The following is a 16,171-nucleotide window of genomic DNA, read 5'->3' as shown; positions in this document are numbered from 1 at the left end:
CGGGAGGGTGGTCGCGGAGCCCGGCCGGTGCCGAACGGTCCTGGTTCAAACTGCCCCGGTCAGTAGCCATTGGAGGATTCATGGGAACCCGGCAAAGCGGGAGGTTTCGACTCGCGCCGCTGCGCCACCAGCGGGTCGGTCGCTGGCAACGTCACCGACGCCACTGCGGCGGAATCCACGCGACTGGACACCAGCCTCGCGGTCTCGTGTTTGAACTGTTCCTCGATCTCCTTGCGGGCCCGCACCAGAAGGGTCTGCCGAAGACTGGCCTGGACGCTCTCGAACGGCGTGATCGTCCGGTCGCGCTCGTCGATCTTCATCACCAGGAAATAGCCCGACGGACCCTCCAGGATCTCACTGACCACCCCGATGGGCAGCCGCCAACCCGTCTCGACCACCTCCGACGGCAGGCGCGCCGGGGCCTGGCCTTCTTCGTACCAGCCGATGTCACCGCCCCGGTGCCGGCTGATTTGGTCGTCCGAGTACCGGATGGAAAGGGCCCCGAAACCCGTGGCGCCACGCGCTCGTTGGGGGGGCGGAAGCAGCAACGCCTGTTCCCGGGCTTCCTCCATTCTCGAACGCGCCTCCGCCCGCCGGCTTTCGCTGGCCTTGGAATCGACTTCAAGATGCAACATCGCCAGGCGCGCCTGGGCCGGACGGGTGTACCGATCGAGATCGGCCTCGTACGCCGCACGCACTTCGTCGGGAAGCACCTGGACGGCCTCGCGCCGCGGATTGAGTTCACGATCCAGCAACCGGCCGATGAGGAGGTTCTCCATCTCGTGCCGGATGGCCGGATCCTCGTCCAGTCCGCCCAATCGCGCCCGCTCCAGAAGCGCCGCCCGCTCCACCATTTCCCGGACCAGCGCTTCCTTGTCGGGCACCGGCCGGCGGGCCGCCGTACGCCGGGCCACTTCGTTCTCGATGTCCAGGGCCGTGATCTGACGCGCACCGACCTCGGCAACGACCCGCGGGCCATCCGGCAACGCTGCGGCCTCTTCCGACCGGTTGCAGCCGGTGACGCCCCAGGCAAGCGCCGCGACAATGACCAGACCGGGCAGGCGGGGGAATGGGGCAGGGGACACGGTTTTCACGGGCGCAACACGACTCGGAGGTTCAGGAACAGATGCGGCGCCTCCTGGATCGAAGGCACGAGGCGATAGCAGACAATGTCCGGCCGCTCGGCTTCGTCCGGCGGATAGACCCGTTCGATCAGGGCAGACGCCGGCTTCCATCCGGCCAGATCGCCCGAGGTTTCGATCACGAACTCCACATCCCGTGTGCCCGGACGCCTATGGACATCGAGCGTCAGATGGCCGTCGCGCACCACGACCTTGGGAAGCCGGGCGCGATCCGGATTCTCGGGATCCATCCCGAAGGCGTAGCGCAACGCATTCGGAATCGCCTGGTTCCCGGCGTCGGCCGCCCCGAACGCTGCCAGAGTTCCGTTCTCCGCCGGGAAGTGCCTCGCCCGCCACGCCGCAAACCGGGTCGCCTCCTGCACCAGCAGCACCTCGGCCCGTGCCTCGGGCCCTCGCAGGTACTCGGGATCCGCGGCGACCGTCAGCCGGACCGAACGTGCGCCACCGGCGAACGACGCCCCTGCGGCGGGCACAACCGGCACCAGGGCAGTGGTTTGGCCCGGGACCAGGTGGACGAAACGTGAAACCTCGTTGTAATCGCTGCCCGGTGTCGCCGTGCCCCCAATCTCCAACCGCACCAGCAGACTCCGGTCCACCACGGTCGTGCGCGACACCAGGATCGTTCCCTGGCCGGGCGGCTGGACGGTCGCCAGCGGCTCGAGAGCCTCCAGCGAAACCACCGGCCGCAGATCCGCAATGATCACCCGCGCGTGATCCGCACCGCCCACCTCGTAGCCGTCCCCCGGCAGGACCACCAGTGCCACGGTCTCGTCGGGTTCGGCGTGGCTGTCCTGGTACGGCAGAACCGTCACCCGCACCGCCCGCTGGCCCGCCGGGAAGACGACACTCGAACCGATGGACGCGTAATCGACTCCGTTCACCGCGGACCCGCGCAGGTCGATCCTCACCGATAACGCCGCGGCGGCATCGCCCGTGCGGAGCAGCGTGAACTCGCCCTCCGTCGGGCCGTTCTCCGATGCCCGCGGCTGGCTCGCCGTGACCGTGACCCGGGGCGGAAGCGCACGCTCGCCGACCCGCAGCGTCCCCGCTTCGATCCAGTCGTGAAGGTCCAAATCATCCCGGCTCACGCCGGCGAGTGTGACGACATGATCGGAGGCGCCCGCCGGGTTGCCGCCCCGATGGATCCGCAACCGGGTCCCGGAGGCGTCGCCCTCGATCCGCAGGAAGTCCCGCAGATCGCGTGAGCTGCCCTGGAAGAGCCCTCCAATGTCCAGCACGTCGCCTTCGTCCGGATTGAAATCCGTGATCGTATCCGAGCCCGCATCGGCGCCGCGGATCACGAAGAAGTCCGCCCCACCGCCCCCCGTGAGCCGGTCGTCCCCGGGTCCGCCCATCAGAATGTCGTCGGCCATCCCGCCCACGAGCACATCGCGCCCCCGCCCACCCTGAAGCACCTGCCGCCGTTCGCGGCCAAACCGCGTCACGTATTCGGACTGGTATCGTGCATCGTCGATGCCGGAACTCGGCACGGCGAGGGCGATGTCCAGGGTTTCCTCGCCGGCATCCCAGATCACGGCCCCGAGATCCCGGCTCAACAGGTAATTCTGCACACGCTGCGTCTCGGCCTCGGTCAACCCCGCGGCCCATGGGCCGCCGCTGCCAGGTATCGAGCCGGGCCCATGGGTGGCCAGGCGCGCGGCAACTTCGGTGTTCGGGCGATACCACTCGATGTCCACGGTCCCCGTCGCCGCCTGGTGTGCCGGGTTCTCGTCGCGCAGCGAAATCTCGAAGGATCCAGGCCCGACGGCGCCCCCCGTGTGAACGAGCACCAACCGGCCGTCCAGCACGTCGCGCTGCGTGAAGGTGACGCCGACGCCCAGCACCGCGTCGGGGCTGGCGGGCTGCGGATGGGCATTGCGCAGCACCAGGTCGGCACCCGCAGGGAGCCGCGTGATCGTATAAACCAGACTGCCCGGCGTGCTGTCCGCGTCCTGAACCCGCAGCAGCACGCCCGTCGTTCCGTCCGCGTACGCACGAAGCCGGGTGGTGAGGAGCGTCGGGTGACGATCATTCACCAGCGGATTGGAGCCGCGTCGATACTCCTCGAGGTTGGTCCAGCCGTCCCCATCCGGATCGTCACCCGGTCGCAGATCGCCACCGTACAGGGCTTCCCACCAGTCCGGCAGGCCGTCCCCGTCACGGTCAGGCGCCTCGATGGGCACCTCCAAATCCAGCCGATGGGTGGCCGCCCGGCGGATCTGGGCGGTCTCGAAGCCTGCGTTCCCGCCTCCCGCCACCCGGGCCGGGATACCGTCGATCGTGATCTGCGTGATGACCTGCGTCTCGGGCGTGCTTCGAAGTGGAATGTTCCCGGGTTCCACCGTGAGCCCGGACGCCAGGGCGGCGTGGGGCACGTTCAGGCGGTAGGAGATGGCGCCGTTCTGGTGAGGCCACAAGCGGGCCCTCAATTCGAGCGGGCTGCCATCCGACCTTCGCACCGTCCAGCGCAGCGTGCCCTCCGTCAGCACAAACGGGCGGGACGAACCCGTCCCCACCACCTGCCCATAGAACACGGTCTCCGGCTCCGTGATCGGGGCACTCCAACTCCGCGGCGCACCCCACACCATGACCCCCAACACCCCCGCAAGCATCCACGCCATCCGTCCCCGGAGTCCCCGGAGTCCCCGGAGTCCCTGGAGTCCCCGGAGTCCCTTTGGTCCTTGGTGTCCCTTATGTCCTTCACGATACCCCACCCCATGCTCTACCGGCTCGACCAACGTGCCGGCGCTTCGGGCGGGTCCAGGGCGAAAGGTGCTCATAGGTGGCTCGTTCGCGTCGCGGTGTTAGTTGCCCGAGTGCCCATAGGTTTGAAGGGCCAGCCGGAGGTCGCTGACGTTGTCGATCAGCCGGTCCAACCCGACCTCGCCGTCGGCATGCAGGGCCCGACCCGGAATGATCAGCACCCACTGCGTGTTCCACACCGAGCGCCCGATCAGCCGGCGGTCCTGGATTTCCGTGGAGCCTCCGTCGTCCGAGGCGAATTGGGACACGCGAAACGCCGAGAACCGGCGCGGTTCGCCCAGCCGCCCGTTGAGACTGTCGAGCAACGGAATCCACGCGCTCCGGTCGAGATCCGCCGTGCGCGCCGGCAACGGCACCGGGATGCTGGCATCCAGAACATTCCAGACGCGGACGACGTTGGGATCGACGCTCGACGGCACGCTCATCACGTCGGCGCCGACCGGGATGAGGTACACACGCGGGGTGGCCGGCAGATGGCTCGTGAGATCCTCGCCCTCGTAGCCGACGAAGCCGACCCCGACCCCGCCGATCCGGGTGGCGAACACGCTCGGGTCGAACGCATGGTCGCCGGCGGTCAACGGATTCCCGAAGAAATTGCGGCCCGCCAGGATCTGCGAGCTGAACCGCAGCACCAGGCCGGGTTCGGCCACCGGCTGCCCCAGGGCGTCGTAGGCCGCCGCAAACGGCCGGCAGTGATTTCTGAATTCGGACACCTGCCAGAGATCCGGCACCCGCGCCCGTTCCAAGGTCCGCCGCCAGACCTCGTCCGGATCCTCGACCTCCTCCTCCTCGTCTTCCGGCGGCTCATCCAGGATCCGGTACAGCTCCCTGCGAAGGGACAATTCGGTGGTCTCCAGGATGGGGTTGATGATGCCCAACTGGCCCTTTTGCAGACGGTACTGGGTCTGGAGCCAGGTGACGGCGTGGTCGAGCTGGCCCAGGCTGCGGGCCCGGACAATGTCCTGGATCACCGCGCCTGGGCTGCCCGGATGGGTGGGGTCGAAGTTGGTCTCGTAATCGTACGCCTTCGCCAGCAGGTACGCATAGCGCGCGCTCAGGTCGAACATCGACCGGTAGGTCTGCAAGGCGTGGTTCCGCGACACCCGGAAGGTCATGTCCTGATACCGGTTCCGCTGGGTGGCCGCCGCGACCCGTTTGTTGAATGCCGCGCGCTCGTCGATCAGGCGCGTCCCTTGATCGACCAGGGCCCGGTACTGGTCGGACAACTCGCGCAGGGTCTGGATCTCCTTGAAGATTTCGATGCGCCGGATCGGTTCGTCTCCCACCAGGTTCTCCAGGCCCTTGAGCATTTCCTTCGCATCCAGGGCGTCGGCCTCGCGCTGTTCGAAGAGCTGAAGTTCGTTCTCGGTGATGTCGAAGGCGAAGCCCAGCACCAGCTCGGCGATCTGAAGTCCCTTCAGCACCGCGCTGATGCCTTCCGTCACCGCGACGCTCCCGGTGATCAACCCGCCCTGCAGCGGCGCCAGCACGTCCCCGGGCGACACCGCGAGCCCGGCGGTCGGCCCGACCTTCGGGATGGCCTGAACCGCGCCCGAGACAGTCTTGGTGACGGTGTTCTCCGCCGATTCCAGCACGGCCTTCACGCCCGCCGAGGCCGCCAGGGTCCCGTGCAGCGCGAGCTTCAGACGGGTGAAGATCTCGTTCTTCAGCCGGACGTTGGCCGCCATGTCGAGCTTGGCATTGATGAAGCGGATCTCGCGGACGATCTCGCCCTGCAGTCCGTCCCACGCGCCGATGGCACTGGCCACCTGCGCCTCCTGCTGGATCATCTGGTTGATCAGAAGCTGAAGCTCGCCCGCCGCCCGCCGCGCCCCCCACTCCCTCGGAGCCTGGAACGTGTACCCGGACGCCGTCACCGGCATGAGCTGGGTCAGGTTCTCCAAGGGCACCTTGGGCGAATCGAGATCCGTGTAGTTCACCGCGTACAACCCGCTCCGGGCCATGACGCCGCGGTTGGAACTGTCCGGCGTGAAGGTCGGCGCAAACAGCCGCCGCACCGAATCGCCCAGGTACCCCTGCAAGGTCACCACGTCCGGACGCCCGATGTCCGACAGGGTCCCGCGGGGTGCGCTGCCGCTTCCCTGCCCCCGGCTGAAGGCCCTGTAGATATCCCCGCCCGTCAGTTCGTCGCCGGTGAACGTGGCAAAATCCGTCGTGGGCCCGGGCACGGTGGCGTCGTTGATCTGCCGCACATCGACGTACATGTAGAGCAGCAGATCGGGACCGTCGTAGCCCGCGGGGTAAAGCCGGCCGGGACCGATCGTCCCCTCATAGGGCTTGCCGAAAATGCGGATCAACTCGTTGCGATAGGTCAGGTCCTCCTGGAACACCGCGTTGCGCATCTCGAGTTCACTGTTGCCGATCTGGCGCAGCATGTTCGCCGGCAGGTTCGCGTTGTCCCAGACGGCGGTCGCGCTCTCCATGACGATCTCGACGCGATCGTTGATCTGCTCGAAGTGCGTCATGCCGAACACCAGGTCGTCGATCTGGGCCGCATTGATGTCGAAGGGCACCGTCGTGCCCGGCAGCCCCAGCGGATTGAATCCGGAGTTGGCCTGTTCGAAGGTCGCCTGAACCGCGTTGAGATTGGCCGACACCACCGCGATGTCCGGATTGGTGGTGCGGTCCACCTTCTGGATCCCCTCGAGCTGCTCGTTCGGATGGACCGATGGCAGCAGGGCGTTGGCCGTGACCCAGTCGAAGAACGCCCCCTGCCCGGCCCGGCGCGCCCACTCCTGAACGCCCCACGCGCGCTCGGCATTGCTGTCGGTGTAGCCCTGCCACTGCGCGCTGGGATCCTCCACGTAACGGCTGCGGTAGGTCAGATTGACAATCTCGGCCCCCGCCTTGGCCCGGGCCGCGGCGGTCTGGGCAAACTTGCGTTCGTCCAGAAAATCCACCTTCAGGACGATGTCCTGAAGATTGTAGAACTCGGAGCGCGACACCCAGTTGAAGAAGTCATGGCGCAGCAGCCGGTACTGGTTGCGCAGGGCGGTGAGATAATGGCCCCAGGCGTCGCCGTGACCCTGCGGATACATCAGCATCGCGTCGTCCTCGTCGATGAATCCGTCCCCGTTCACATCGGAGACGTTGTAGTTCATCGCGTAGGCCGCCTCGCCCTCGCCCTTGGTGAAGTTCCAGAACAGCCGGTTGTACACGGGCCGCGCGAAGAAGTCGTCCATGCCCCGCAGCAATGCCAGTTCCTCCTCGATCAGGGAGGACACCTGGTTCTGGAAGGTGAATACCGCCGGCGCCAGGGTCCCGTACTCCACGCTGTCGCTCCCGAACCCGATGGTGGGATCCAGGGCGTCGGCATAGGCCTCGTTCCCGAGGATCGTGTAGAAATCGGAGATTCGCGTGGAGGCGAGCTGCAGCGCGTTGGCAATGGCCGGGGTCGATACCGGCCGGGTCAGATCGATGCTGAGCTGGCGCCCGCGACGCAGGATGGTCTCGTACAGCTCGATCAGGCCGACATTCTCGATGACGTTTTGCGCCGGGTTCAGCGCCACCGGCCCGACAAACGGCTGGCCGAACTGCGCGATCATGCTGGCCACCGTGGACGGATGATCCCCCTCGAAGTCGCGAATCCGGGCCTCGTAAGGGTTCACCGCGTCGAGCACCCGCTTGATCCAGCCCTGTGCCAGTTGCGCCCGGTAATCCCCGCTGCGCGGATCCGAGTTCCCCGCACCCGCCCATTCAAAGTTCACCTGGGGCGAACCATCCGGCTGCGGACGCCGCCAGTTGGTGCCCTCGATCACGTCGTTGGTGTGCCGGTAGCGGGCAAACCAGAAGCTGTCGGCGAGCAGCGCCTCCGGCGCGTTCGGGTTGCCTGCCAGGGTGATCTGATACCGGCCCACCCCGCGATTGCCGGTCGGATCCGGAAACAGCTTCCACGGGTTCGGCGTGCCCGGACTGAGCCGGTCGGGAGGCGGCACGTTCAAACTGCCGTCGTCGAACCGGTACCACCACTCGAATGCCAGCGCCCCGGCGTTCGCCCCGAAATCCCCGGTGTGCCGCAGCACCAGGTTCTCATCGAAAACGTTGTCGGACTCGACCGTCTTGATCGCGCCCCGATACCGCTCGTTCGGATCCACCTGGATGATGTGCACGGTGATCGGCGAGCCCCCCAACGACGGATCGTTGTTCTCCACCACCGCCACGTAGCCCGGTCCGCGGAGTGTTGGACCCGGTCGCAGGAAGTCCCCGTTCGGTACCAGCGCCAGCCCGGGTCCGAAGGCCCGCAACGGCACCGGCTGCTTCGGATCGAACACCGAGCGCGGGAACTCCGTGGGCGGCCTGTCCGGGTCGCCCGGAGGTTCGACCTCCGTCACCGTGACCGGCCTGCCGTCCGCATCGAACACGCGCCTGGGTTCGAGACCGACCAGGTACCCTTCGTCCGCCGCACCGATCGGAATCGGGGTCGGCACCGGATCCGTCGCCCGCAACCCCGTGACGGTGGGCAATGCCGCCAGTGCGGTGGTGAGCTGGCTGAGACCGGATTCCGAGGCGTTGGGACGCGGCAGCACGCCGAAGTAGTAATGCCGCCAGAACCGCTCGAGGCGGGTCTGCCACGCCCCGCGCGTCACGTCGTTCGTGGGCGGCGCCAGGAAGAAGCTGTGTTGCGAGGCGACCAGCGACGGGTTGCGGGACAGTTTGTACAAGTCGTTCACCGCCCGGTCCCAGGCCGTCACCGTGCCTTCGCCATCCAACCGCAGCAGGGCATCGCGCTCGTCCGTTGTCAGGATGTTGGGCTCGAGGACATAGACGGCCGGCGGCGCCGCGGTGAGCGTGCGGTCGCCGATGTCCTTGTCGTTCAGCAATCCGATGATCTCGAGCTGACCCGCGAGCGGATCGTAGGTGACCCGGCGCTGCAGCGAGGACGGCAGTTCGTTGAACACGTACCGGCCGCCCTTGACCCGGGAACGCCCTGTGGCCGGCTGCAACACGGTCGGGAACTCAGCCAGGCTCAGCGCCGTGGATCTCCGGTCCAGCACCTGCGCCACCCGCGCCGTCCATTGGGTGCGCCATCCCTCCAGTGTTCCCCTGGGATTGCTCGAGTCGTACACCACCTCCGCCGAGGCGAAGGCCACCACGCCCGGGAGGCCCTCCGTCTCCACCAACCGCCCGTCCACACTCCGGAACGGATTGTCCGCCCGGAATTCGCCCCCGGCAAAAGTTAACGTCTCCCCGGCCTTCAGGACCGGCACGTTGCGCGGCCAGTCGCTCTTGTAGAGGACATCGACCGGCCGCGCGCCCAGCCCGTCCGCACTCGCCGGATCGACGACGGCATTCGGGGTCTTGCTCAGCAGACCCGACAGGTCGTCCGGCACGAACGCCACGCAGTCACCGGTCTCGGGCACGGTCGCCCGCCGGACCACCGCCTGCCCCTGGATCGACTGGGTCAGCACGCCCGGCTTGTCGGCCGGCCACCAGAAGTCCGGGGCCAGCGGATAGAAGAAGGCCACGGTGAACCAGGCGTTGCTCCCGCCCGACACCGACCAGCTCGAACCCCGGTGGTCCTCCCAGTAGGCGAGTTGTTCCTTGAGGTTCGCGCCGTCCGTTTCGGCACAGGGCGAGGCCCCGATGACCTCCCCGAGCGGATAGAACGGGATCACCGGTTCGCCCGCTTCCATGCGGACGTGCGGCTGGTTGTTCAGGGAGCTGACCGAGGCCGGCACCGGGTCGCCGCGTCTCGCGGGACGCACGACGGTGCGATTGGCGAACCGGTACAGGGCGTCCTCCGCCTCCACCTCGTACACCCGCATCTTGAACTCCTGATCCGCCGTGTCGAAGAACTGCACCAGCACCCTTGGATGCGAGGTGTAGGTGGCCGGGTCCTGGGCGCTCTCCGCCAGGGCGATGCGGTACTGGTTGAGGTCGTTCTTCCGCAGCGCATAGACCGCCGGGGGCCGGGGCGAGACGTTCGCGAACCGCAGCGAAGGGGCAACCACGCCGTGTTCCTCGTTCGGGTTGTAGCCCGGACGCGTGCGGTCCGGCTGGCTGTAGATCTGGACCTGCTGGAGTCGCGACGGGTTGTAGCTGGTCTCGCGCGGCGCATCCCCGAAGGCCGGGACCACCTCCTGGTCCGCCCCGGTCACCGGATCCAGACCGTCGCTGCCGAACTGGCTGGCAATCACGATGCGCCCGAGGCCCTCGGCGGCGGTCGCCGGCCATCGCGGGTTGTACACCACCGCGCGATGCGGCCAGAGCAGGAGATCGTTCTGCGCCGGGTCATCGTACCAGATCACAACCAGCTTCTCGTCCTTCGCCGCCCCCGGGAACAAATTCACCGGAATGATCGGCCCGGGCAGGCTGCCCGGGTTCACCACGATCTTCTCCGCACGGTCGGATCGCAGCGCCGCCATGTCGTACACATCCCTGGCAGCCAGCCGTTCCAGCTTGCTCGCGTCATAGACGAACGGGTTGTACCGCGCGCGCTCCCGTGGGTCGTACACGTAGCCCGTCCCCAGCCTGGCGCGGTCCGCCGCGGGATCCTGCACCTTCTGACCGATGATCGCCGAACCTGTGGTCAACACCGATTCCCAGTCCCGCGTATGGACCACCCGCACCCGCAGGAACTCCCGCGGCTCGCCCCGCCCGTCCCGCTGCAGTTCCCCGAACAGGAGCACCGTGCGACCTTCGGTGGTCGCGGTGAATCCCTTCTGCCCATCCACCGACGCGTCGTTCTCCGTGTAGCGGATCTCCTTGAAGACGAAGTTGTCGCCCGGATCCGGATCCAGCGCCACGGGCGGCGTTCCCCCCACATGCGGGTAGTGCGGAGTGGCCGGATACGCCGCGTCCACCGTGACATCCATCGTGTCCGGCGAGCCGGGCGCCGTGCGCCACTTGGCGACAAACCGCCCGGGCACCAGCGGATACAGCCGCGAGGCAACCGGATCCCAGACGGTCATCTGCTCCACCCCGACGTTGCGGTTCCGCCCGGTCACCGACCGGAACTCGAGGAAATCCGGCTGGGTCGAAAACTGCGCGGCCAGCGCCGGCTGCGATTGAAACACGAACTCCCCGATGGTCGCGCGGATCGTCAGGGCCTGGCGGTCGTACCGCCAGAACACACGCGCCGCCCGCATGAGCTGGGGAATCTCGAGCCCGCGATAGAGGCGGCTGGTCGTGGGATCCGTGAAGGACGGCATCCAGTTCGCCACCGCCCCGCCGTCATTGCGGATTGCCGGGCCCCCGAGCGTCAACGACCCGTTCTCCGAATCCACATCCCCTTGCGTGCTGAAGTAGTGGCCGTCCCCGTTGAACCATCCCCGCAAAGCCAGGCCCGTCCCGCCGTTCTCCCGTGCCGCCGTCAACACCCGCACCGATGCGCCGGGGTCGAACCAGAAAGTCCCCTCGCCTCCTCCAATCTCCACCGCAGTCCCGCCCGTGACCTGGTACACCCGGGCCAGCGCTGCGCGGGTCGGGTCGTCCACGTTCACCCGCACCCCGTACTGGATCTGCCAGACGTGCCGGACCCGGCCGGGCCCATACATCGCGAACTGCGGGACCTGCTGCCGCTGCGGCTGGCTCTGCCGCACGGCGAACGGGAAGAACCGTTCGCTGACCCGCACGCGCTCCAGCTCGTCCGGATACGCATCCTCGAGAAGCAGCCGGTTCACCCGGGTCACCAGCGCCCCCGACGGACCGGCAGCCACCAAGGCCTCGGTCTCCGGTCGCAGCACAACCCCGGCAAACCGCGTCGCATCCCAGATCGAAGCGCCCCGCAGGACAACGTCGAGCTGGGCAACCAGCACGTCCGCCCACTCCGCCGAGCGCGCGTCGTTCTCAAGGATGGTCTTCGCCGGGCCCGCAAAGACGTTCCACAGGAACGCCGATACCGGGTCCGCCGGGCTGTCCCGGAGTTTTCGCGTCAGGCCATCCGCATCGAGGATCTGCGCGGCGATCAGGCGGCCTGCGCGCGTGGCGAGATCATCCGAGGGATTGGTCGTGCGGTTGGGAGGTCCGGCGGCGACGTACCCGATCGGCACATAACGGATGTCGAGGCCCGCCCGGCTGAAATCCAGCACCTGACCATCCACCTGGGCCACCACGGTTTCCCCGCGCCGGAACCAGTTCTTCTTCGCCATGGGCTGCGGGTTGCCCTCCCCCGCCGAACTCAGCGGCCCGGCCCACGGATTGCCCACCTCGTCCCGTTCCTGGCTCTCCGTGCGGGCGAAGTCATGCTCGACCGTCAGGGCATATTCATGAGCCCACTTGACCACCACCGAGGTGTCCTTCTCCACGTCGAAGCTGTAAAAGGTCGGGTCCCCGCTCTGCGCCACGTCGTTGACCGATAGGCCGATCGCCGTGAACCGCTCCTCGGCCTCGTCCTCGATGGCCTTCGGATCGTTCTGCACACTGTCGGTGATGTCGTCGCCGTAGATGTTCTTGTACACCTCCCGCGGCGCCGAGATCGCCACCTTCTCGCCGTCGAAGGTCCGGATCCGCACCCGCGCGCCGATGTTCTCCGCCAGCACCCCGGGCTGGCCCAGGATCTCCGGAACCACCCCATCGATGGTCACCGTGACACGACTTACCCGGTCGTCGCCCCCGGCCAGTTCCGCCACCGATTCCACTTCCAACACCCGCGGTCGCGCCTCGGACTGAAAGTGGTAGAGGTGGAGATCCGCCGCGCCGTCCGGCAGGGTGATCATGGCGCTCTGGCCGTTGACCAGCGTGACCTTCGCCGTGGCGTTGGGCCGGTCCTGGCCGTTGTTGAAAAGCACCCTCCGGTAATCCAGCGCCGCGTTGCTCCGGTCGGCATCCACGTCCGCATCGAAGTACAGCCAGCCCCCCGGTGGCAGCCCCCCGCCGGTCACCGTGAAGTCGATCGTGTCGGCCCACCGTCCCCCATCCACCCGGTCCGGCGAATCCACCCGGACCGCGGAGTCGCTCACGCTGCCGCGGAAGTTGTTCGCGAAGTCCCAACTGCGGTCGAAATTGCCGATGGTCAGCTCGAAACGCCGGATGGCGATCCGCGAGTAATTCGCCACCGCGATGGTCGGGACGTTCGCGTTCCCATAGATGTAAAGATCGAAGGCCACCGGCGTCGCCGCACCCTGGGCCCCCGGAGCCCATGAGGTGATCAACCCCGTCAGGGCCGTCAGGGACAGTAGTCGGCGCAGGCAGGATCTTGGCCGGTCGATGGCGCGGGCTCTCATGCTCATGGGGCGCGGTTAACGGGCATTCAACGCGTCGATCAGGGCAATCCGGTTCAACTCGAATCGGCCCTCCACCTTCAGGCCAATGTCGCGATCCGGTCCCAGGGGCTTGTGCAATCCGAAGATCTCCTCCCGGTACACCCCCGTGATCCGGTCCACTCCAAATCCGGCACGCTCCAGGCCGTCCGCCGGCCCCTCGTCAAAATCGAGCCGGATCCGGCGCGTGATATCGAATCCCACCCGGTGGTCCGGATGACGAAAATGACGGAACGGATTGGTCGGATGGGTCGCCGGAAGGAAGGCGGTGCCGGTCAGCGCCGGCGCGCCCAACGGCGCCTGGTTGTCCTGTTGGATGGCGTGCGTCAGCCGGGCATCCCCCAGGCCCGAACCAAAGCCACCCACCCAGCCGTTCCCACGGTCCGCCATCGGCAACTCCCGCCGCATCGCCCGCGCCGCCGCCCCAAGGGCATCCGTGCCGGACGCGCGCAGCGCATCGGTCGCCGCGTCCACAGCCACGCGCCGCAACAGGTCCGCCGAAAGCAGCGGATCCTCCGCCCGCTTCAGGATCACCGCCCGCGCCGCAGCTTCCGCCGCCACCGCAGGGCTGTTCCGAAACACCGACGATCCCACAAACGTGCCGTAGTCCAGCGTCGGCGCCTCGGAGGGTGAACGGTACCGGCCCACGTCCGCACTCAGCGCGCTCCGACCCGCCTGCTCCGCCGCCAACGCAATCGCGCCTGCCATCCCCGGTTCCGCCGGCAGTCCGCCCGCCGCAGACGCTTCCACGGCCGCCAACACCACCTCGACCGCCCCCCTCGCCCGCGTGTCCGCGTACGCACTCAGCGTGTCGAGTTCCAGCGCCCTGTCCCGGGCCGCGCGCACCAGCAGGTTGCCCTGGATCGCCGTGCGAAGGCTGGCCACGGTCGCCGCCGGTGCCACCGCCGCCGTGCCCGCGGCCTGCGCCGCGCCGGCGATCATGTCCCCAAACACCTTGCCCGCCAGAAATCGCGGGTACTCCCCCTTCAAGTCCGCGAAGCTCGCCGCCACATTCTGCGCGCTGTTCGTGCGCGTCGCGCCGTCTGCCCCCGCGGCAGCCACCGCCGCCACAATCGCGTCCAGCATCGCCACCCCGCGCGAATCCCCATAGAAGGACCGGTCCCGCAGCGTTTCCGCATGAACCCGGAGGGCTGCCGCCGCCGCGGAGGCCGCCGGATCCGGTCCGGCAAGAACGTTCACCGCACTCCGGGTCAGGTGGGTGGACAGGAACTGCCCGAACGCGGCCGCCACATCGGCCCGGTCCGCCACCGGTGCCGACGCCGTCACACCCGCGGTCCGGGCCGCCGCTTCGTCGCCCCCCGCCAGCACCGCATCGACCACGGACCCCGCTGTTGCCTCGATCACGGCATGCACCGCCTCGGTCGCGTAGCCGTCGCCAAAGTCATACGCCGCCGATCCCAGCCGCATGGCGGGCTGCGGAGGAAACTCCGGGTACAGCCGTTCGTCGGTCACCAGCGCAAGGTCGCTCTCGCGCGTCAGCATCGAGCCCCGGTAGGTCAGTACGTCCGGGTTCCGCTGCAGGTTCACCGGCTGCGTCCCGTTGCGCGCTCCCCCGCCCTCGCGCACCAGCACCGCCACATCCTTCAACAAATGAACCTGCCCGGCGGCGTTGACGTGAAGGATGAGCCGCAGATGCGCCTGGTCCGACGTCGGGGTGGCCACGTTCGGGTCCGGAGCCACCGGGACGTTGTTCTCATCCAGCGGCACCGGCACCTCGTTCACATACCCCAGCGTGACTTGCCCCACCCAGAGCCCGCGATACGGGTCCGCCGCCCCCAACGCCACCCCTGGCGCCAGCATCAGAGCGCCGCCAAGCAGGACCAGGACCGCGCGACCGGCTCCACGGCACGCACGACCCGGTCCCGGACCGGAAAAGATGGGTCGAAGGGGTCGGTTGGGTCGGTTCATCGTTCCTCCAAGTCGTCGCGCACACTGATCACCGGAAGCCAGTGCTCCGTCCCCATGTCCGTGGAGATCTTGAGGACCGACGTCTGCCGCCGCGCGCCCATGGCTTCGCGCCGCACCTCGAACGGCACCCGCACCGCCCGGCCCGCATCCAGGGCCGGCAACTCCTGAACCCACGGCCCCGACGGCAGCGGCGCCGCCACCCGCCGCACCAGGTTCTCGCCGTCTCCCACCGCCTGGATCACCAGCGACAACGGCACCGCCTCGTCCGCGCCGGCAATCAACTCCAGCGTCGGCGCCACCGGATGCCGCGTCTCGTTGCGGAGCGTCAACGCCGCCGTTCCCGTGCCCAGAATCAAACTCCGCTGCAGCCGCGTGCCCACCCGCAAGGGCCCCTGATAGGTCGAGACCCCATCACAATAGATCCAGAACGCCTCGCCCGATCGCAGCGTTTCCGACGCCGGATCCGTCACCCGCCGCCAGCTCCCCTGGGCCAGTCGATAGATGCGGTTGTGCCGATGCGCCCGCGACCCCGCGAAGAACTCCGCGAAGGTCGGCGCCCCGGTGGGCCTCACCGAAAATCCCACCAGGTTGAACGCCCGCGACTGCCAGACCACATCCTCCGCCACAACCTCGCCCTGGATCCTCCACGTGAACGCCGCAGTCGCATGAATCAGGTACGCCCGTTGCCCGTGGATGGCGTGCAGCGTCCCCAGAAAGGCATCCGGACGATCGTCCGCATACCACACCCCCCATCCCGCCCGCCGGAACAGGTTGGCCCCGGGATCGGTCACGAACTGCGCCGACGCCACCCGCGCGTAAAACGACGCCACAATGTCCACCGGCAATTCCCCAAAGACCCGCCCCGGATCCGGATCCGCCGGCTCCACCTCCAGAAAAATCGCGTTCCAACCCTCCTGCAGTTCCAGGATCTGCTCCCGCACAGGCAGGCCCGGCTCCGCAGCCTCCACCCGTCCCCAGGCCAGACACACCGCCAACCCGCACATCAGTCTCCATCCCAGTCCCCATCCCATTCCCCGCGATCCGGCGCCCGGCCCCGGCGGCGGCCTCCGGCGCAAGGCCTCCGCCCGCGGCCAGGAGACAACGTCGGGCCCGCGC

The 16,171-nt window shown here is 68.1% G+C and carries 5 protein-coding genes; all 5 read right to left on the bottom strand.

Annotated features, from left to right (window positions below):
* Positions 1–59: 59 nt before the first annotated feature.
* The 5 genes from KF833_10125 to KF833_10105 all read right to left on the bottom strand — a co-directional run bounded on the left by KF833_10125 (position 60) and on the right by KF833_10105 (position 16,086).
* Entirely contained in the window at positions 60–1,085 is a 1,026-nt protein-coding gene (locus tag KF833_10125; protein MBX3745653.1) for a peptidylprolyl isomerase, read from the bottom strand.
* Positions 1,086–1,090: 5 nt separating this feature from the next.
* Positions 1,091–3,763, bottom strand: coding sequence for a type I secretion C-terminal target domain-containing protein (locus KF833_10120; GenBank protein ID MBX3745652.1), 2,673 nt, complete (start codon positions 3,761–3,763; stop codon positions 1,091–1,093).
* Positions 3,764–3,946: 183 nt separating this feature from the next.
* Positions 3,947–13,096: a hypothetical protein gene (locus tag KF833_10115; GenBank protein MBX3745651.1), complete on the bottom strand. Its 9,150-nt coding sequence runs from the start codon at positions 13,094–13,096 to the stop codon at positions 3,947–3,949.
* A 9-nt stretch (positions 13,097–13,105) separates the two neighbouring features.
* Positions 13,106–15,055 (bottom strand): hypothetical protein, encoded by a 1,950-nt coding sequence (locus KF833_10110; protein ID MBX3745650.1) that lies wholly within the window; start codon positions 15,053–15,055, stop codon positions 13,106–13,108.
* On the bottom strand, positions 15,052–16,086 hold the full coding sequence (locus KF833_10105) for a hypothetical protein (protein ID MBX3745649.1): 1,035 nt from the start codon (positions 16,084–16,086) through the stop codon (positions 15,052–15,054). The genes KF833_10110 and KF833_10105 overlap by 4 nt, the downstream gene beginning before the upstream one ends.
* Positions 16,087–16,171: the final 85 nt, after the last annotated feature.

The organism is Verrucomicrobiia bacterium (assembly GCA_019634625.1).
GTDB lineage: Bacteria > Verrucomicrobiota > Verrucomicrobiia > Limisphaerales > CAIMTB01 > CAIMTB01.
The sequence above is the reverse complement of the archived record's forward strand: the minus strand, read 5'-3'. Positions and strand labels throughout refer to the sequence as shown.